Genomic DNA, 17,972 nt, shown 5'->3' with positions numbered 1-17,972 from the left:
GAGGCAGCTCGAAGCGATAACGCGGCAAAGCAAGCCGACCGGCTCAAACGCCTCGATAGTCCCGCCCGCCCTGATCGGCACATTCATCATCCGCTGACTTTGGCTGAGTGTGCCTGACCGAACAGACGGCCTTCTCCCCTGGAGAGGTTCCCAACCCTCGCGTTAGAAAGCGCATCCCAGGCGGTTGCCTGGTTGCTGGTAACGACAGGAACGCCCAGCGCCGCCTCAAGTTCGCCGACGATGCCTGCAGTCCTTAGGCCGGTACAGGAAATGAACAGAGCGTCGCTTTGCGGGTGGATCGCGTCCCGCGCCGCGGCCTTCAGCGATGCAGGCGACAGGCGGTTCATTTGCTGGTCGCCATCAAGGTCGAATGTCGAACAGCGGTCGAGCGCAAAGCCTTTGGCGACGAGGTGATCCGCGACCAGGTCGGCGGCTTCTTGATGGTAGGGCGCGAGTATCGAAATCCGCCGCGCCTCCAACGCCTTGAGCCCTTTGGCTGCGGCCTCGATAGGCGTCACGACCGGGATGCCCGGCTGGGCAGCCGATAGCGCCTCATGGACCCGCTCTATGCCGATCGCGGCGGTACCGGATGTGCACGAAAATGCCATGGCATCGAGGCGTCCGCTGGATGCCAGCAGTTGGGCTGCCTTTGTCAGGTGATCGCCCATGGCCGCGAGCGAGGCAGCGTCGGCCACCTTGTCCATTGGTACCCGCGTCACCAGCATCTCGACGCCCTCTACGAAGGAGAGCCAATTGCGTAGATCGGCAACGCTGGCGCGATCGACCGAAAGGCAGATAAGTCCGACGGCGGCTCGGAAGCCGATACCGGCGTCAAAGCTTGAGTCGTCGGTTTTGACAAGGTTCCAATTGCGCTGCATTGCGGGTACCTATCGATGAGAATGAGCTAGGCCCGCCCGCGGGTTCGATACATTCATATTGTGCAACGTTGATTTGGGTGGACGTCAACCAAACAGCATAAATCTTGAGAGTTGTGGCTTCTGTCCCCGAGAATTATGCGGGCTTCTAGGGGCTATATGCCCAGCCGACGACGAAGGGGAAAGTTTGAAAACCACGAATGTAAAAGCCCTCAGAATGATATGTGTGTGAGGGTCCCGGCGCCGTAGCTTGGCTCGAATATGGGTCATTCACACGGAAATCGGGGACCTCGATGCTCGGCAATCTCATAGCTTACGGGAAGAAAATAGTTGTGCCGATTACCATTGTGTCGGCACTCGCCTGTGGCCAGGTGGCGGCCCAGGATCAGTCAGGTCCCATCAAGATAGTCGTGACCGGCATTACCGATGCCGATTTCATAGCCAATGTGTATGGGGCTTTTCTCGAGAAGCAGGGTTTTAAAGTCGAGCGCGTCAAGGCCGATTACGCGGCCCAATTCGTCGGCCTTGAGGCAGGCGATCTCGATTTCTCGACAAGCATCTGGGAAACCAGTCGCGACATCTTCGACGCAGCGTTGGCCACGGGCGAAGTCGTGAATATGGGAGCGACCGGCGTCAAGGTCAGAGAAGGTTGGTGGTACCCGACATATGTCGAAAAGCTTTGCCCGGGGCTGCCGGATTGGAAGGCACTTCTTCAGCCCGATTGCGTGAAGGCGCTTTCGACGGTCGAGACGGCCCCTCTGGGTCGGTTCGTCGAGGCACCGGCGGACTGGACGACCAACAATATCGCGAGATTGAAGTCGCTCAAACTCCCCTATTCGCTGGAATCGACCGGCACGCCCGCTGCGCTCCATGCCGCCATGGTGGGACCGATGCAGCGTAAGGAGCCGGTGATCGGCTGGGGATTTTCGCCAGACTGGATGACCACCGAGTATGAGGGCAAGTTCGCGCAGTTCCCGGCCTTTGAGCCGGGTTGCATCGCCGACAAGACCTGGGGCGCAGATCCAAACGAGATCTGGGATTGCGACAACCCCGCTGGCTACGTCTGGAAGGTCGCGAACGTAAAGTCCGAGGCCAAGTTTCCCAAGGCGGCCCGTATACTTCGCCTCTTCCAGTTGAAGACCGAGGACGTGGCATGGGGAATCCGACGGGTCGATGTCGACGGCGTGGAGAGCATGGACGCGGCGGCTGAGTGGCTGTCCAAGCATGCGGACGTCGCAGCGGACTGGGCTCAATGACCGAGCCGGCGACGGTTTCAGGCGACGACATCTTATCCTGCGCGAACGTCTGGAAATTCTACGGGCCAAAAGCCCACCAGATAGAGGCGGGGCGGTCGCGCGGCATCTCCGCCGCGCAACTCTACGCCTCGCCCCGTCATTTGGCTGCAGTTCGGGACGTGAGCCTTTCCGTCAATCGCGGCGAGATCCTCGTTCTTATGGGTCTGTCGGGCTCGGGTAAGTCTACTCTTCTGCGCTGCATGACGAGGCTGGTGACACCAACCTACGGCAGCGTTTTTTTTGATGGGTTGGCGATGGGAGAACTCGACGCCCGCCGCTTGATGCAGGTGCGGCGCGAGAAGATGGGTATGGTGTTTCAGGGCTACGGCCTGCTGCCGCACATGACCGCGCTGCAGAATGTCAGCTTCCCGATGCGCATCAAGGGCGTGGAAAAGGCGCGTCGAGAAGAGAGGGCGCGCGAAATGCTTGCCCTGGTGGGTCTCGACGGGCGGGCAGATCACTATCCCGACCAACTGTCCGGAGGCCAGCAGCAGCGCGTCGGCATCGCCCGGTCTCTCACTCTGGAACCTGATATCTGGTTCCTGGACGAACCCTTCTCGGCTCTTGATCCGCTGGTGCGGCGGGAGATGCAGGACGAAGTGATGCGGTTGCAGACAATATTGCGGAAATCGATTGTCTTCGTGACACACGATTGCAGCGAGGCGATGCGGCTGGCCGACAGGATTGCCATCATGAAAGACGGTGAGATCGTCCAGCTATCGACACCGGAGCAACTCGTCCTTTCACCTGCCAACGACTATGTCGCGGCGTTTACGCGCGATGTTCGCCGGGCCGAAGTTCTGACAGTCGCGTCGGTCATGGATCACACGGCGTCCGCTGCTGGCCTTACTGGCCCCACCATACAGGCCCGCGACAAGATCGTGGACGTTGCCGGGCCTGTCCTGAGCGCAACAGATCCTGTGAGAGTGCTTGGCAGTGACGGCGCCGCGATTGGAGCGATCAGTCGCAACGCCGTGCTTGCAGTCCTGCTTTCCGGAACCGCATGGGCACATAATCACCCATGAGCCGCTCCGCGTCGGTCATGACGGGCCCTTTGACGCCTCTCGGTAGCGTGGAGCTTCCAAGCCGGCTCAGGGTGGTTTCCCCGACAGGTCTGCTCGCACGGGCATTGCTTGCCGTCGGTCTCTCGCTTTGCGTGGCTCCGTTGTTCGGTCTCGGCCTGCCCGCGGCGTTGTCGACGGTTCCAGATGCTCTGGTTCCGCCGTTCATGAAGTGGTCAGGCGCTGCGATAACCTATGTAGCTAAGGACGCGGCAATATTCGGTGTCGAGCTCAACCAGCTCACCCGAGCCTTCGCGACGATCTTTCTTTATCCCATGCGGTTTCTGCAAGATCTGCTGACCATGGGGATCACGGTCGGCGGCGTTGCATTGCCGCCTCTACCATGGCTTTCGGTGGTCCTCGCCGCGGCTCTCTTCGGGGCAAGGCTGGGGGGCTGGAAATTGGCCGTCTTGGTAGCAAGCGCATTGCTTTACGCGCTTCTCTTTGGTTTGTGGCAACCGACCATGCTGACCTTGGCGTCAGTACTTGTATCGGTCCTCGTTGGCACGGTTACCGGAACTCTTCTGGGAATAACTGTCTATCGTCACCCGGCGCTCGAGAAAGTCATGACGCCGGTCTACGATATCATGCAGACGGTTCCGGTTTTCGCCTATCTGGTGCCGATCCTCTATTTGTTCGGCTTCGGTCCAGTCGGCGCAATGATCGCAACGGTGATCTACGCGACGCCGCCGATGGCAAGGGTCGTGACACTGGCCCTCGAAGAAGTGCCACCGTCCATCCGGGAAGCAGCAGAAATGGCCGGCACGACCCGCCGGCAGTCTATGTGGCTCGTCCTGCTGCCCTCTTGCCGACAGAAACTCCTGGTAGGCCTCAACCAGCTGATCATGCTGTCACTTGCAACGGTCATCATCGCAAGCGTCATCGGTGCGGACGGCCTCGGCGCAGTAGTGCTCAAGGCTTTGCAGTCTTTGAAAATCGGCAAGGGGATAGAGGCCGGAGCGGCGATCGTGCTCCTGGCGATCGCGCTCGATCAACTCGGCAAGGCGGCCGCGTCCCCAGCACCTGCTGCCAGAGTCCCTGGATGGCTGGGGCGCGGGAGCTTCTTGAGCATACTCCTCGCGACGCTGATAGTTCCGTTTCTGCTGCAGCTTGCCATGCCTTGGCTCGGCCGTTTGCCGATGGGGTCTACCCTTTCGATGGCTTCATGGTGGGACAATCTCGTGCTGACCGTGAACGCGAACTGGTCCGTCCAATTGCGAGAGACCAAAACACTCGCCTTCATCTGGCTGCTCAAGCCGGCCAAGCTTTTCGCGCTCAGTATCCCCTGGTTCGGCGCCGTTATCGCCGTTGCTGCGGCGGGATACATCCTGCAGGGCTGGCGTCTGGCCGTGACCTGTCTCCTGATGATGCTGTTCGTTGCCACGTCCGGCTTATGGATGCAGGCGCAGCTTACCAGCTATCTCCTCGTGGCAAGCGTGGTACCGGCTCTGCTGATCGGGATGCCGGTGGGGATCTTATGCGTGGCCTATCCCAAGTTCGACGCTGTCATGACCTGGATCATCGATACCATCCAGACCCTGCCCAGCTTTGTTTACCTCATTCCGATAATCATGTTCCTCGGGTCGGGGGACTTCGCCGCACTGATCGCCATCGTAGCCTACGCTTGGACACCGGCTGCCCGTTATACGGCCGCGGCGTTGCGCAATATCCCAGGCGCGGTCATTGAGGTCGCGGAGATGACCGGGGCCTCGGCCTGGCAACGCCTGTTCTTTGTGCGTCTGCCGGTAGCCCGTTCGGGCCTGCTGCTGGCAGTCAACCAGACCATCATGATGGCGTTTGGCGTGCTCGTCATAACCGCCCTGATCGGAACCAAGGGCCTCGAGGCGGACTGTCTCATGTCGCTCAGCAAAGCCGATCCGGGGCGAGGTATCGTTGCCGGAGCAGCCATGGTCTGTCTTGCGATTATGGCCGACCGTCTGCTTCGCGCCTCATTGATAAAAAAGGCGAGGACCTAGATGCTGAAGGATTCCTACGACTTCATCATCGTGGGCGCTGGTTCCGCAGGGTGTGTCCTGGCCGGCAGGCTGTCTGAAGATCCAAAGTGCCGTGTGCTCCTCGTGGAAGCGGGTGGTGGAGACCGAAACCCGGTCATCCGCCTCCCCACCGGCGAAGTCTTCACGGTTGGCAGCAAGATGGACTGGAAGTTCCGCAGCGAGCCGGAGCCCGGGATGGGCGGATTGTCCATCAGCCTGCCGCGCGGCAAGGTGATCGGGGGCTCGTCGTCAATCAACGGGCAAATCTACCTGCGCGGGCATCGCAGCGACTATGACGAGTGGGCCCACCTGGGAGCAGTGGGGTGGTCATTTGCCGATGTCCTGCCATATTTCAAGCGATCGGAAAACTGGAAAGGCGAGGACAAGTCTGGCCTGCGGGGAGGCTCAGGCCCGCTCAAAACCGCTTTCGGCAACTATCGCAATCCGCTTTTTGCGGCCTTCTTCGAAGCTGGCCGACAGTTGGGGTACGCCATAAATCCCGACCATAATGGTGCTGAGCAGGACGGTTTCGGCTGGTCGCAATTCACCCATACTCACGGATTTCCTCTCCGTTGCTCGTCGTCCAACGCCTATCTGGCGCCGGCGCGCCCGCGACCGAATCTGGCCGTTGAGACCAACGCTCAGGTCACCCGCCTCGAAATCGAGCATGGCCGGTGTCTCGGCATCACATATGTGAGGCGTGGCGGGCTGCCGCAGACCGTCCGATGCGGGCAAGAGGTCATATTGTCCGCGGGAGCCTACCAATCGCCACATCTGCTGATGTTGTCCGGCATTGGGCCTGCCGATGAAATTCGCCGGCACGGCTTGGCCGTGAAGCACGAATTGCCAGGCGTGGGTGAAAATCTGCAAGAACATATCGGGGGAATGGTGCAGCATTCCTGCCTTAAACCCATCACCTATTACAGCCTTCTCAACCCGTTGCGGGCAGCAGCGGCCGCAGCCGAACTGGTGGCGTTGCGCAGTGGACCGCTCTCGGTATTTCCAATGAATGCCCAGGCCTTTCTCCGCAGCAAGCCGGGCATCGATCGGCCGGATCTGCAATTCTATCTGTTCCCTGCCGCCATCGCGGAGCATAACTACCGCCCGGCATTTCATGGCTACAGTATACATTGGGGTGTCCTGCGTCCTAAGTCGCGCGGGCGCATATCGCTACGATCGGGCGATCCCTTCGACGCCCCGCGTATTCTCAACAATTTTATGACGGAGCCGGAAGACCGAGCCCTGAACCTGGCTGGCCTCAAGATAGCTCGTCAGATTCATGCTCAGCCTGCCTTCGATGGACTTAGGGGCAATGAAATCGCCCCGGGTGCTGCAATCGTCGACGACGACTCCCTTGACCGTTATCTCGGGAGCACATCCGTTCCTCACTATCATCCGGTCGGCACCTGCCGAATGGGTAGCGATGAGAATGCCGTTGTCGACCCGCAGTTGCGGGTCAGGGGCATGCCTGGGCTGCGCGTCATCGACGCCTCTGTCATGCCGAGGCTAATTGGCGGCAACACCAATGGGCCTACCATCATGATCGCTGAAAAGGGCGCCGACCATATCAGAGGTCTGGCATCATTGGCTGCCTGACAAACCAAAGACAAAAGGGTCGGAGGGCATCTTTGCAATGAGGTCGCTCGAAGAGGGTTCGATCTAAACCAAGGCCCCTTGCTCGGACGCGGGCCTCCCCCGGCAAAATGTTCACAGACAAATCATTCGCGCGGCCAGCCGCAGCTATTTGAGATGAGATGATGCAGTATCCAGACATGTGGTCGGCCGTGAATATCGCTGCGGCCGTTCAGTCCGGCACCGTCTCAGCAGTTGAAATTGCGCGTCTATCCCTGGACCGCATCGCCGAACATAACCAGACGTTTAACGCCTTTGCCCTGGTTCTGCCCGAGCAGTCGATCAAGCAGGCGCAGGATATCGATCGTCGGCGACGCGCGGGCGAGCCGCTTGGCTTGTTGGCCGGCGTCCCGGTCGCCATCAAGGATTTTACTCCGACAGCCGGGATCAGGACAACGTTTGGTTCCAGAGCGTTCGAAGATTTTGTACCGCTGCAGGACGCTGTAATAGTCCGGCGACTTCGCGAGGCCGACGCGATCCCTGTCGGCAAAACCACAACACCGGAATTCGCCAGTTCATGGTTTACCCGCAGTGATCTGTTCGGCGACACCCGCAATCCGTGGGATCCATCCCGCACGTCCGGTGGCTCTTCGGGAGGGGCTGCCGTCGCCGTCGCCACGCAGTGCGTGCCTTTGGCCGAGGGCTGCGACATGCTGGGCTCGGTGCGCGGGCCGGCATCGTTTTGCGGTGTCGTTGGGCTGAAGCCGTCCCTGGGTCGGATTCCCTTCGATGCACTTCGGTCAAAGTTCGACGACATCAGCCATTTTGGCCCATTGGCGCGAACAGTCGATGACGCCGCGCTGTTCCTGCGATCTACCGCAGGATCCCATCCGGTCGATCTTTTCTCCTATCTACCGCCGCTTCGCCTGGACTCCGAGATCTCAGGGCAACCCGAAACTTTGCGGATCGCGTTCTCGATGGATCTAGGGTATTGCGCGGTGCATCCGGAGATCCGCAGTGCTCTCGAAGCCACTGCCTTCGCTTTGAGTGCCGCCGGCGCCAGTGTCGAAGCGATCGACCTGGGAATGGATGCCGACGATGCCGAACTGGTATCCAATGCGTCGATGGTCTGGATGGCTGCGCACTATGGCGACCTTCGGGACCGAAAACCCGAGCAACTCTCCCAACTCACGCTAAGGATGATCGACATCGGCCGGACCTTCAATGCGGCGCACATCAAGCGCGTCGACTTCGTCCGAGCCAAGCTATGGCAGAAGCTGGCGGTCATATTTGCCAATTACGACGTGTTGCTCTGCCCGACGATGGCGCAGCCCGCGCCGGCCTTGAGCGGGGATGATTTCGATTTCGGCGGCCGCAACGAGCAAGGCCGGCTGGCCGCGCTCGATCTGACAAGCATCTTCAATCTGGTAGGCGCCTGTCCGGCAATTTCAGTGCCATGCGGGATGACGGCGGATGGCCTACCGGTTGGCGCTCAGTTTGTGGCACCGCCCCACAACGAGGGTCTGGTCCTGTCGGCAGCGCGCGCCGTCGAACGCGTCCGGCCGCAGCCCTCCTGGGGGCAATAGCAGTGATTTTGCAGGTGCCGCGGCAATTCCGTCGTTCTTAAGTGTGGAGATCCCGATGATCAAAAGCATTTCCGTTCCGATCGAACCGGTTTCAGAAGACAACTTTCGATCCTTCGGCCACATAATTGCTGCGCCGAAGAAGGACCCGCAATTCGTCGGACCGGGATATTCCACTTGGCGCTATCCGCTTGTTCTCGGAGGAACGGCAGACTTGACGATGTTACGTCACCCGTTCGGTCCTGTAGTTTGCAACCGGTTTGAAAAGCACCCTACCATTACCGAGTTGCGCGTGCCGCTCGATCCCGTCGTGTCCGTCGTCTTCGTCGCCAGCACGCTCGATATACCGCGGCCACAGGACATGAAGGGATTCCTGGTGGACGGTGAAACCGCCATGCTTATAGAACGAAACATCTGGCACTCCGCCTCCTTCCCGCTTGATCCGCGAGGGGCGCACTTCATTCTGATTTCAGATCGGGAAACCGAGGGCGAACTCGAGGAGGCCGGCATTGACGGGGTTCCCTCCGTCTATACGCAAATGGTAGACTGGACTGGGCAGTACGAATTGGTTCCAGACTATTCGGGACTGGGTGAATCTTACGACCGCCTAGCCTGAAGGTCAGCCATCGCGGCATCGACGCCTATGCCTTCAGGTTCGGCTCTGCGGCATGGCATGGCCAGCCACTTCCATTTGATTTTTTGGTCGACAGACGCGCCTTACTGCAGAAGTTCCTGGCCCAAGGCAGCCTGACGGCCTCCTGCGCGTCACCGGCTTCGGAACGGGAGCAGGCGGCCACAAAGCGGCCTTCGGTCTGTTCAACTATCGCGTCCGGGTTCCAAATGGTCTCGTCACGATCGGTCACGAATTCTGGCCAGATCCCCCCATTCTTTCGGCCGGCCGAATGGCAGTCGGCTCCCGTGTGGGTTGGCGATTCCGCTGCACTTGTCTTGCCAGCACACAAAGCAATTCGAACATGATCGTGGCGCCTGCGATCGCCGTCATCCCGGCAAGGTCGAAGGGCGGCGCAACCTCAACGACGTCAGCACCAATGAGGTTCAGGCCGTCGAGCTGCCGTACCAGGTGCTGTGCTTCCCTTGTCGTGAATCCGCCGATTTCCGGAGTACCCGTTCCGGGCGCCATCGAAGGATCGATTGAATCGATATCAAAAGTTACATAGGTCGGCGAAGTCCCGACGATGTCGCGAACCTCCGCCATCACGGCTTCCGGGCCCCGGCTGCTGAACTCCTCCATGTACACTATGCGGACGCCTTGCGCCTTCGCCCAATCGTGCTCTTGGGGAGAATACAGCGATCCGCGGATTCCGATTTGAACGACACGATGGGGATCCAGCAGATCCTCTTCGATCGCGCGACGAAACGGCGTTCCGTGAGTGAAACGATTGTCTCCGAAATAGGTGTCGTTCGTATCCGAATGCGCGTCGAAGTGTATGAGCCCGATCCGTTCCTTCCTGGCGACCGCGCGCAATACCGGCAAGGTCACAAGGTGGTCACCGCCGACAGAGAGCGGTAGGGCGTGAGCCGCGACAATCTCTGCGATACCGCTTTCGATTAGCCTGAGGCTATCTTGAAGATCGATCGGATTGACTGCCAGATCGCCGACATCCGCGACATTCGCTATTTTGAACGGCTCTGTCTTGAAGACATGGTGCGTGCTGCGCATCAAGCTGGAATAGTTGCGCACTTCGCGCGGCCCATGCCGGGCGCCAGCGCGGTTGGTTGTTCCGCCGTCCCATGGAATACCGACCAATGCGATGTCCAGCCCCTCGGCTGATCCGACCGCCGGCAATCGCATGAAGGTGGCAAGCCCGGCAAAGCGCGGAACGATGGCAGCATCAACCGGTTGATGAAATTTTCCTTCCATCCTCACTGTCCTAACTGAAATTCTTCTTTGATGATCTCAACCATCCGACTGACGCAATCCTCTAGAAGCCATTCGCCTTTTTCCGCGGACGCCCCTTCCGTCATCGAAAGAACGCCCGACGGCGGAACCTCAACCGGCGGTCTTGGGAATCGGTCGTATGGGCGAAACTTTGCTGGCCCGTCATGCAGAGAGCGGCCGAGATCCACCTGATTCGGGCGGATCGCAAGCATCAGCGATGTCTCGAGCACGCTCGCATGCTCGAGTTCTATGCCTGGGAAGCCGTTCGGAAAGATCTGGTCGATTGTCTGTGGTCGCACGAACTCCCAATGATCCATGCGCAGAATGCTCAGGCCACTCCCTTCGTCCCGTCCGACCGCATCGAGTGCAAGCTCGATGCCTTCAATCGACGGCCAAACATTTTCATAGTGACCATTGAGCACCACTATGCGGTGCACCTTCTGGCGATGGAGTTCGACAATAACGTCGCGCACGACCAGGGAGAAGGTGTGCGCGGAGAGGTTGATGGTTCCGGCAAAGGCGGGCCCGCCACCGGAACGCGGCTGAGAGCGGTTGCCGTAGGGCACGGTGGGTGCGACGAGTGCGCCGGTGGCTCTCGCAACGCGCTCGCCGATAAAGGTCGGGATAACAACGTCCACATTGAGCGGCATGTGGTGGCCATGTTGCTCCGTGGCGCCGAGCGGCAAAATCACTGGAGCGCCAGCGCCAATCCTGCATTCGGCCTCCGGCCAGGTCAGGTCTGCTAGAAAGACTGAATCATTCATCACCACTCCTTCCCGCAATGCCGCTCGATGGCAGAGACAGCGCGCAAAAAACAATGTCCGTCTCCCACGTGAGGCTAAACAGGGTTCAACGCGATGGCTCCCAGAACATTGTCATCCCAGCTTTCGGCCAACCAAGGTGCTACGCTGCCCATGACGGTAAAATCGAGTTATCTGCGACGTTGCATCTAGGATTCTCGATGTTTGATCTCTTCCCCACCGGTTCTCCGTCAAGGTGCCTCCGCAGAGGCGGGCGACCGATGTCGAGAGCCCACCGATGCTGGCTACATCACCTCTAATTCCGTTCAAGGTTACATTTGCAGATAGTAATGTTTTACCCCGCCGTCGCGTGCCCTCATGGCTCGTCATAAATGGGAGACGGCAAATGGCCTCACTTGCAATGATCAAGCATCCCGCAGCCATCGTTGCGCTGGCGCTGCTGACCGCGCTGCCGGCGCGCGCTGAAACCAAGGGACCTGTTACAGACGACAACGGCGTGGTTGAGATCCCCGAAGGCGAACCGCTTATGATCGGCAGCTTTTTGGCACTGACCGGCGCCGACGCCGCCCTGGGCATCGACGCCCGCCGCGGCATCGAAATCGCCCTCGATCGCGTCGGTGCCACCTACAAAGGGCATCCGATCGAGATATCTTTCGAGGACGAGACCTGCAGCCCGGAAGGAGGGCAGACCGCAGCCACGCGCCTCGCCTCAAACGATCAACTTGTCGCAATTCTTGGACCCAGTTGCTCCGGCGCCGCGAGAGCCGGCGTGCCAATTCTCTGGCAACACAAGTTCCCGGTTGTCGGTGTCGGCCCAACCTCGCCAACGCTAACCGACCCGGCTCGTGGCCCAGACTTCGTTGGGTTCGTCAGAGTTTCCTTCAATGATAACGCCACCGGCAAGTTCGCGGCGTCGTACGCTTTAAAGGGCGCCAAGACAGCAGCGACTCTGCATGACGGCAGCACCTATGGTCAACAAATCGTCCGCACCTTTGAGGCAGAGTTCAAGGCGCAAGGTGGAACCATCGTTGCCGAGGAGGCTGTCGGTCCCACCGACACTGACCTTCGCCCCGTTCTGACGAGGATCGGCACCAAAAAGCCGGACCTCCTTTTCGCGCCGCTCTATGTTGCCGCCGGTGCGTATCTTGTTCGACAGAGGGAGGAAGTGGACGGGCTCAAGAATACCAAGCTGTTGGCGACCGATCCGATCATGGCTCCGGCCTTTATGACTGCCGCCGGCAAGGCCGCGGTCGATGTTAAGATGGTCGGCATCGACTTCCGCCCGGAGACTTTGGGGCCAGCTTACCAGAAGTTCGTCGAGACCTATAAGTCGAAGTATGGAGAGGCTCCAATCGCCGGCTTTCATGCTTACGGCTATGACGCCCTCGGCGTGTTGATGGCGGCCATCGACAAGGTGGCGGTTGAGAAGGACGGCGAACTCTTCATTGGGCGGGATGCGCTCAACAAGGCGATCCACGCCACAGCCGGCTACGAGGGGCTCACAGGCAAGCTGACCTGCGACCATCTCGGAGACTGCGCTTCGCCGGTCTACGCGGTATGGCAATTCACATCCGGCGATGCGGCCAGCTACTCCCTTGGGACGAACCCGAAACGAGTGGACTGATGAACGACGACACAGTCATCGCCAGGAGGCAAAACGTCGACGGTTCGGGCCATGGCCCGAGCCGTTCGGGTAACCTTCTAAGTTGGTTATCGGATGCCATGTCGGAGTGGCGTCGGCGCTCGACCTGGGTAGATCACGTGATGCTGGGACTTCGCATCGCGCTGCTGATTATTGTTGTCGCCGGCCTGACCCGGTCGTTGACGAGCAACGAATATAGCGCTCGAGACTGGGCGTCGTTTGCGGTGTTCGGGTTGACACTTGGCAGCATCTACGCGCTGGTCTCGCTCGGCTACACAATGGTCTACGGCGTGCTGCGGATGATAAACTTCGCCCATGGCGATGTGTTCACTACCGGTGCCTTCGGTGGCTTGATCGTCGCCGGCCCTTTCATTGAGAGCGGGTCGACCGTCGGCCTCATCGGGGTGCTCGTCGCCGGCGCCTCGACCTCGGCGGCCATCGCAGTCCTCATCGAGCGGGTCGCCTATCGCGCTTTCAGCCGGAGTGGTTCCCCGGCTCCATTGATCTGCGCGATCGGGGCCTCTTTCGTCTTGCAGTATACAATTCGAGGGCTATTCGGAACTGGATCAAGGGCCTATCCCGACGTAGCTGCCCTCAATGGCGCCATAAGCCTCGGAATCGTGCAGATTCCATTGGTGCAATTGTTCGTCATCGCCGCCGCCCTGCTGGCAATGGCAGTCCTGCACGTCATCGTGCAACACACGACGCTGGGTACATCGATGCGAGCTGTGGCGGAAGATCGCGAGGCGGCGGCGCTGATGGGAATCAATTCCGACCGGGTCGTGACACTCACCTTTATGGTTGGCGGGACGATGGCCGGTGTCGCGGGTGTCCTCTACGCCCTGGTGTTCAAGCAGATACACGCGTTCATGGGCTTCACGCTCGGCGTCAAGGGCTTCGCCGCCGCTGTGCTCGGCGGTATCGGAAACATACCGGGTGCGATGGCAGGGGGCTTTTTGCTCGGCTTGTCGGAAAGCTTTGGCCCGGCGGCGCTTCTCAGCGGATTCGGGATACCTGCTCCTTATCAGCTCAAGGATGCGATCGCATACGGACTGCTGGTGATGATCCTGATCTTTCGACCAAGAGGCATATTCGGTGAGCGCCTCTCCGTGAAACGGATGTAATTCCATGTCCATTTCCCCTGGCCAATCTGGCTCGCCTTGGTGGCATTTGGCGCTCAAGGCAGGAGCGGTTTGCGGATTTACTGGCGTCTATATAGTCGGCGTAGGCGTGTTCAGCGCATTTGGCGCCCGCTCGGTGCTGGCGCACGCAGTGTCGCTAGGGCAGCTTTTGTTGTTGGCCGTCGCCTTCACGGGTGGCTGGTACGCGGTATCCAACAGGCAGCTGAAACCTTTCGAACGGTGGCTTGCCAGTGCCGGGACAGGCCTCCTGGCAGGCTTGTCTTATGCCGCCGTCCTTCTTGTGGCGCGCGGCGCCAACGTCCAGGGGTTGTTCGTGGCATTCAATCAACCGACTTTGTCAGCCGCGCTGCTTGGTCAGTCGGGTGCCGGGGCGATCGCAGCACTTGCCGGGCTGGCGTCCGTGACTGCTCTTGCCGGGGCCGCCATCCGCCAATGCCCATCGGCTGTTCGTCGTACAATTCTTGCCGCCGCGGTGGCGGTGCTTTTCGGAGCGCTCTTGCGCGACCTGTGGGTTAGCCTGTTTTCGACCCTGCTAAGGGGACGTTGGTGGGTTTCGACCATCTATGTGTCAAGCGGTGGGCTCACCTGGGTCGGCGCCGGCATCGCGGTGTTGGCCGGCGTTGCGTGGCAGATTGCGCATTATCTGATCGGACAACGCCGCACGCCAATGATCGACGTTGTCATCCTGATGGTCGCGGCCCTGCTCGTCCCTTTACTGACAAATGCATTCGTTGCCCAAGTCATGCTTCTCGTTGGCCTCTATGCGCTCATGGGCATGGGCCTGAACATAGAACTGGGGCTCGCCGGATTGCTCGATTTGGGTTTCGTCGCATTCTTTGCGATAGGCGCTTATGCCACCGCTCTGCTGACCTCGGATTCGCCGCTTGCATTGGCTCATCTAAGTTTCTGGGAGGCTCTGCCCGTCGCCATCCTTTGCGCGGCAGCGGGAGGCTTCATCTTCGGTCTGCCGGTTCTGCGCGTACGCGGGGACTATCTTGCTCTGGCAACGTTGGGCCTGGGCGAGATTGTGCGCATAATTGTCGTATCCGACATGGCCGCGCCGGCCATTGGCGGCGCACAGGGTATCGTCGGCATTCCGCGTCCCAAACTCATCGACCATCCGATGGTTTCGCAGCTCAGCCTCTACTATCTGACATTTGCGCTGGCGTGCCTTGTCGCGTTCGCGGCCTGGCGGCTGCAGCATTCACCGGTCGGCCGTGCCTGGACGGCTGCCCGCGATGACGAGGATGTCGCAGCCACGCTTGGTCTGGATCTCGTCAGGAGCAAACTGCGCGCCTATGTTCTGGGGGCCGCATTCGCTGGCGTGGCCGGGGCCCTGTTTGCCACCACCCTCGGCTCGGTTTTCCCGCAAAGCCTGCGGCTGGACGTCTCGATCAACGTTCTCGCCCTGCTGGTCATAGGCGGGCTGGGCAGTCTGCCCGGGGTCTTCGTCGGCAGCTTCATCCTGATTGGCCTGCCGGAATTCCTGCGCGAGTTCGGAGAATACCGCTATCTGTTCTACGGTTTCGTGCTCATCCTGGTGATGCGCGTTCGTCCCCAGGGTCTCTGGCCAGCTCCCCTTTCCGCGAGGCATGGCTGAGATGCTGCGATTGCTAAACGTGTCCATTCGGTATGGCGGTCTCCAAGCTCTCTCCGACATTTCCATGGAGGTCGACGCCGGGACCATCCACAGTGTGATCGGACCGAACGGCGCCGGCAAGACGACGCTTTTCAATGCCATCACGGGAGTTGCTCGTCTGTCATCCGGCACCATCCATCTGGACGGAAGCCGCATTGACGGTCAGCCGCCTCATGTCATTGCACGCCAAGGCATAGCCCGCACTTTTCAGAACGTTCGTCTGTTCGGCTCGGTGAGCGTGCTCGACAATGTTCTGATCGCCGAGGAGGCGCGCCCCGGTGTGGTTCGGGGGCTATTGCCGACATTACTTTGCCTTCCTTCCGCGCTTGGCGCGGAAAGGACCGCCCGCGAGGAAGCATTGCGACTGCTCGATGCCGTCGGGATAGCGCCGCACGCGCAAAGATTGGCCCGGACTCTCTCATATGGCGACCAGAGGCGGCTAGAGATTGCCCGCGCCCTGGCGACACGACCCAAATTGCTTCTGCTAGACGAGCCCGCCGCCGGCATGAACCCCCAGGAAACGGCGCGGCTGTCGGATTTCATTGCTGAACTGCCCTCGAAGTTTGGCGTCGGCATCCTTCTGATCGAACATCAAATGAGGCTGGTGATGGATATCTCCAATTATGTCACCGTCTTGGAGTACGGCCGCAAAATCGTCAGCGGAGAACCGTCGGAGGTACGGCAGAACCCCGAAGTTCTCAGGGCATATCTTGGAGGACGAACCGCGGAGCGCGCGCTTGGGACGGGAACGCACGCATGACGCTATTGTCTGTCGGTGGGGTCGACGTTCATTACGGCCAGATTGCAGCGGTGCGGGACGCCGCGTTGGAGATCGGTCAGGGGGAGGTGGTGACGCTAATCGGCGCCAATGGCGCCGGCAAGAGCAGCCTGATCAATTCGATCTGCCGCTTGCGTGGCTGCGGCAGGGGACAAATCGCATTCAACGGAGCGGACATTGTCCCGCTGCAGGCGCATCAACTGCCTGCGCTTGGGCTGGTACAAGTTCCGGAGGGCCGCAGGGTATTCGGACGTCTGACAGTCGTAGAAAATCTCAAGTTGGGAACATTTTGCCGAAAAATATCGCGCCAGGAACTCGAGCAGGATCTGGCGGGCGTGTTTGACCTGTTTCCCCGACTAGCCGAACGTCGGGATCAGGCGGCTGGTACGCTCTCTGGCGGCGAGCAGCAGATGCTGGCAATCGGCCGCGGACTGATGGCCAAACCGCGAATGCTTTTCCTCGATGAGCCGAGTATGGGCCTGGCACCCCGGATGATCGACGTCATCTACGGAGCGATCACCGCCATTGCCGGTCAAGGTGTTTCGCTGTTGATTGTCGAGCAGAATGCCTTCCTGGCGCTCGAACTGGCACAGAGGGCCTACGTCATGGAGGCTGGGTCAATAACCCTTTCCGGTTATTGCGCCGATCTCATCAGCGACGAACGGGTGCGCGACGCCTATCTCGGTCACGCGCACTGAGGTGCTCAGGCTAGCCTAGTTGAGGGCAACTACATGATCTTTCGCCTGCCGGCGGGGTTGCCACGACGCCAACGCCGGCAACTCGAACGATTCTGCCCTTTCTTCCCTGTGGCCGCCGACTGAAGTGTAAAGATCCTGAATGAACGCCTTCAAAGTTGGCGTTGTGCGGACGTCTTTGCGGGTAGCCATAGTGAACCGCACCGCATATGACGTCTTGTCTGGGAGCAGCGGGCGCAACAGCCCCTTGTCCACCCAGGTCTGGGCGTAGTGGGTCGGCAGGTAGGCAAGATACGCACCCGACAGCACCAGAATGAGCTGGGCTTCGACCTGCTCGACCGAGGCCGTGCTTTTGCACATTCCGATGCGTTCCAGATCCTGATTGCACCAATAGGACCGGCTGGCAAACGCGTAGTCGCGCAGCACATCCAAAGAGAGGTCGTCCTCGCTCACGTCGAACAGGGGATGTCCCTGGCCACAGAACAGCGTGCTCGTTTCTGCATAGAGGTTCTGGTAGCGCAGGTTGGACAGCCGTGGGACGAAACCGAAGATCGCAAGATCGATCTGCCTTTCCACCAGCCGTTTTTGAAGAGACGGAGGACTGTCCACAACAAGTTGCACATTCACATTGTTGGGTCTGGCGCAGAATCGTCGGAAAGCGGCCGAGACCGCCGAATGCGAATCCGTCACCGTGTTATCCACGACGCCAATTCGCAGACTGCCAGTCAGAACCGAATGAAGCGACTCCGTTTCGCAGCTGAATTCCTCAAGGGCTTCGAAAAGGCGCGTGGAAGCCTCAAAGACGGTTCGTCCATGATCGGTCAGTTCGAAGCCGGACCTCCCCCGTTGGCAGAGCTTGAGGCGAAGGCGCTCCTCCAGGGCGATCATGTGGTTGCTTATCGTCGACTGGCTGATGTTGAGCTCGGCCTGCGCCGCGGAAAAACCGTTGCATTTCACCACCGTGATGAAGACGCGAAGCAAGCGGAGATCGACGTTGGCGATGTTGACCATGTTCACCTCTTTTTTCCAAACCCG

At 60.0% G+C, this 17,972-nt stretch carries 15 protein-coding genes; 11 read left to right on the top strand and 4 right to left on the bottom strand.

The window, feature by feature from the left end; all coding sequences use genetic code 11:
* Nucleotides 1-86 precede the first annotated feature (86 nt).
* Nucleotides 87-878, bottom strand: a complete 792-nt coding sequence (locus EJ072_RS10235; RefSeq protein WP_126079583.1) for an aspartate/glutamate racemase family protein — start codon at nt 876-878, stop codon at nt 87-89.
* Nucleotides 879-1,168: 290 nt separating this feature from the next.
* On the opposite strand from EJ072_RS10235, the gene EJ072_RS10230 reads away from it, so the two are divergent.
* The 6 genes from EJ072_RS10230 (at nt 1,169) to EJ072_RS10205 (ending at nt 8,996) form a co-directional block, all read left to right on the top strand.
* Entirely contained in the window at nt 1,169-2,131 is a 963-nt protein-coding gene (locus EJ072_RS10230; protein ID WP_126079582.1) for an ABC transporter substrate-binding protein, read from the top strand.
* Entirely contained in the window at nt 2,128-3,195 is a 1,068-nt protein-coding gene (locus EJ072_RS10225) for a betaine/proline/choline family ABC transporter ATP-binding protein (RefSeq protein ID WP_126079581.1), read from the top strand. The genes EJ072_RS10230 and EJ072_RS10225 overlap by 4 nt, the downstream gene beginning before the upstream one ends.
* Before the next feature lie 140 nt (nt 3,196-3,335).
* A complete protein-coding gene (locus EJ072_RS10220) occupies nt 3,336-5,207 on the top strand; it encodes an ABC transporter permease subunit (RefSeq protein WP_189343285.1) in 1,872 nt (623 codons plus the stop codon).
* Entirely contained in the window at nt 5,208-6,821 is a 1,614-nt protein-coding gene (locus EJ072_RS10215) for a GMC family oxidoreductase N-terminal domain-containing protein (protein WP_126079579.1), read from the top strand.
* A gap of 158 nt (nt 6,822-6,979) precedes the next feature.
* On the top strand, nt 6,980-8,383 hold the full coding sequence (locus EJ072_RS10210; protein ID WP_126079578.1) for an amidase: 1,404 nt from the start codon (nt 6,980-6,982) through the stop codon (nt 8,381-8,383).
* Nucleotides 8,384-8,438: 55 nt separating this feature from the next.
* The gene (locus EJ072_RS10205; protein ID WP_189343284.1) at nt 8,439-8,996 is read left to right on the top strand and encodes an ureidoglycolate lyase; all 558 of its coding nucleotides are present in this window, start codon (nt 8,439-8,441) and stop codon (nt 8,994-8,996) included.
* A 243-nt stretch (nt 8,997-9,239) separates the two neighbouring features.
* On the opposite strand, the gene speB is transcribed toward EJ072_RS10205, so the two are convergent.
* On the bottom strand, nt 9,240-10,262 hold the full coding sequence (speB, locus tag EJ072_RS10200) for an agmatinase (protein WP_126079576.1): 1,023 nt from the start codon (nt 10,260-10,262) through the stop codon (nt 9,240-9,242).
* 2 nt (nt 10,263-10,264) lie between these two features.
* Entirely contained in the window at nt 10,265-11,044 is a 780-nt protein-coding gene (locus EJ072_RS10195; protein WP_126079575.1) for a creatininase, read from the bottom strand.
* A 382-nt stretch (nt 11,045-11,426) separates the two neighbouring features.
* Between EJ072_RS10195 and EJ072_RS10190 the strand changes: the two genes are divergently transcribed.
* The 5 genes from EJ072_RS10190 to EJ072_RS10170 are packed head-to-tail and all read left to right on the top strand — an operon-like array spanning nt 11,427 to nt 16,940.
* Nucleotides 11,427-12,665, top strand: a complete 1,239-nt coding sequence (locus EJ072_RS10190) for a branched-chain amino acid ABC transporter substrate-binding protein (protein WP_245467272.1) — start codon at nt 11,427-11,429, stop codon at nt 12,663-12,665.
* Nucleotides 12,665-13,807, top strand: coding sequence for a branched-chain amino acid ABC transporter permease (locus tag EJ072_RS10185; protein WP_245467271.1), 1,143 nt, complete (start codon nt 12,665-12,667; stop codon nt 13,805-13,807). Before EJ072_RS10190 ends, EJ072_RS10185 begins: the two co-directional genes overlap by 1 nt.
* A 4-nt stretch (nt 13,808-13,811) precedes the next feature.
* Nucleotides 13,812-15,425: a branched-chain amino acid ABC transporter permease gene (locus EJ072_RS10180; RefSeq protein WP_126079574.1), complete on the top strand. Its 1,614-nt coding sequence runs from the start codon at nt 13,812-13,814 to the stop codon at nt 15,423-15,425.
* Entirely contained in the window at nt 15,418-16,224 is an 807-nt protein-coding gene (locus EJ072_RS10175) for an ABC transporter ATP-binding protein (RefSeq protein ID WP_126079573.1), read from the top strand. The genes EJ072_RS10180 and EJ072_RS10175 overlap by 8 nt, the downstream gene beginning before the upstream one ends.
* A complete protein-coding gene (locus tag EJ072_RS10170; protein WP_126079572.1) occupies nt 16,221-16,940 on the top strand; it encodes an ABC transporter ATP-binding protein in 720 nt (239 codons plus the stop codon). Before EJ072_RS10175 ends, EJ072_RS10170 begins: the two co-directional genes overlap by 4 nt.
* 15 nt (nt 16,941-16,955) lie before the next feature.
* Here the strand turns inward: EJ072_RS10170 and EJ072_RS10165 are convergent, their stop codons facing one another.
* Nucleotides 16,956-17,948 (bottom strand): LysR family transcriptional regulator, encoded by a 993-nt coding sequence (locus EJ072_RS10165; RefSeq protein WP_126083583.1) that lies wholly within the window; start codon nt 17,946-17,948, stop codon nt 16,956-16,958.
* Nucleotides 17,949-17,972 lie beyond the last annotated feature (24 nt).

The organism is Mesorhizobium sp. M2A.F.Ca.ET.046.03.2.1, from assembly GCF_003952425.1.
Classification (GTDB): Bacteria; Pseudomonadota; Alphaproteobacteria; order Rhizobiales; family Rhizobiaceae; genus Mesorhizobium.
Note: the sequence above shows the minus strand (reverse complement) of the source record. Positions and strands in the feature narration are given on the sequence as shown.

Excerpts from the sequence above, each read along its gene's own strand:
- EJ072_RS10185 (WP_245467271.1), top strand. The coding sequence starts at position 12,665 with ATGAACGACGACACAGTCATCGCCAGGAGGCAAAACGTCGACGGTTCG.
- EJ072_RS10170 (WP_126079572.1), top strand. The coding sequence starts at position 16,221 with ATGACGCTATTGTCTGTCGGTGGGGTCGACGTTCATTACGGCCAGATT.
- EJ072_RS10235 (WP_126079583.1), bottom strand. The coding sequence starts at position 878 with ATGCAGCGCAATTGGAACCTTGTCAAAACCGACGACTCAAGCTTTGAC.
- EJ072_RS10225 (WP_126079581.1), top strand. The coding sequence starts at position 2,128 with ATGACCGAGCCGGCGACGGTTTCAGGCGACGACATCTTATCCTGCGCG.
- EJ072_RS10165 (WP_126083583.1), bottom strand. The coding sequence starts at position 17,948 with ATGGTCAACATCGCCAACGTCGATCTCCGCTTGCTTCGCGTCTTCATC.
- EJ072_RS10230 (WP_126079582.1), top strand. The coding sequence starts at position 1,169 with ATGCTCGGCAATCTCATAGCTTACGGGAAGAAAATAGTTGTGCCGATT.
- speB (WP_126079576.1), bottom strand. The coding sequence starts at position 10,262 with ATGGAAGGAAAATTTCATCAACCGGTTGATGCTGCCATCGTTCCGCGC.
- EJ072_RS10195 (WP_126079575.1), bottom strand. The coding sequence starts at position 11,044 with ATGAATGATTCAGTCTTTCTAGCAGACCTGACCTGGCCGGAGGCCGAA.
- EJ072_RS10180 (WP_126079574.1), top strand. The coding sequence starts at position 13,812 with ATGTCCATTTCCCCTGGCCAATCTGGCTCGCCTTGGTGGCATTTGGCG.
- EJ072_RS10215 (WP_126079579.1), top strand. The coding sequence starts at position 5,208 with ATGCTGAAGGATTCCTACGACTTCATCATCGTGGGCGCTGGTTCCGCA.
- EJ072_RS10175 (WP_126079573.1), top strand. The coding sequence starts at position 15,418 with ATGGCTGAGATGCTGCGATTGCTAAACGTGTCCATTCGGTATGGCGGT.
- EJ072_RS10205 (WP_189343284.1), top strand. The coding sequence starts at position 8,439 with ATGATCAAAAGCATTTCCGTTCCGATCGAACCGGTTTCAGAAGACAAC.
- EJ072_RS10190 (WP_245467272.1), top strand. The coding sequence starts at position 11,427 with ATGGCCTCACTTGCAATGATCAAGCATCCCGCAGCCATCGTTGCGCTG.
- EJ072_RS10210 (WP_126079578.1), top strand. The coding sequence starts at position 6,980 with ATGATGCAGTATCCAGACATGTGGTCGGCCGTGAATATCGCTGCGGCC.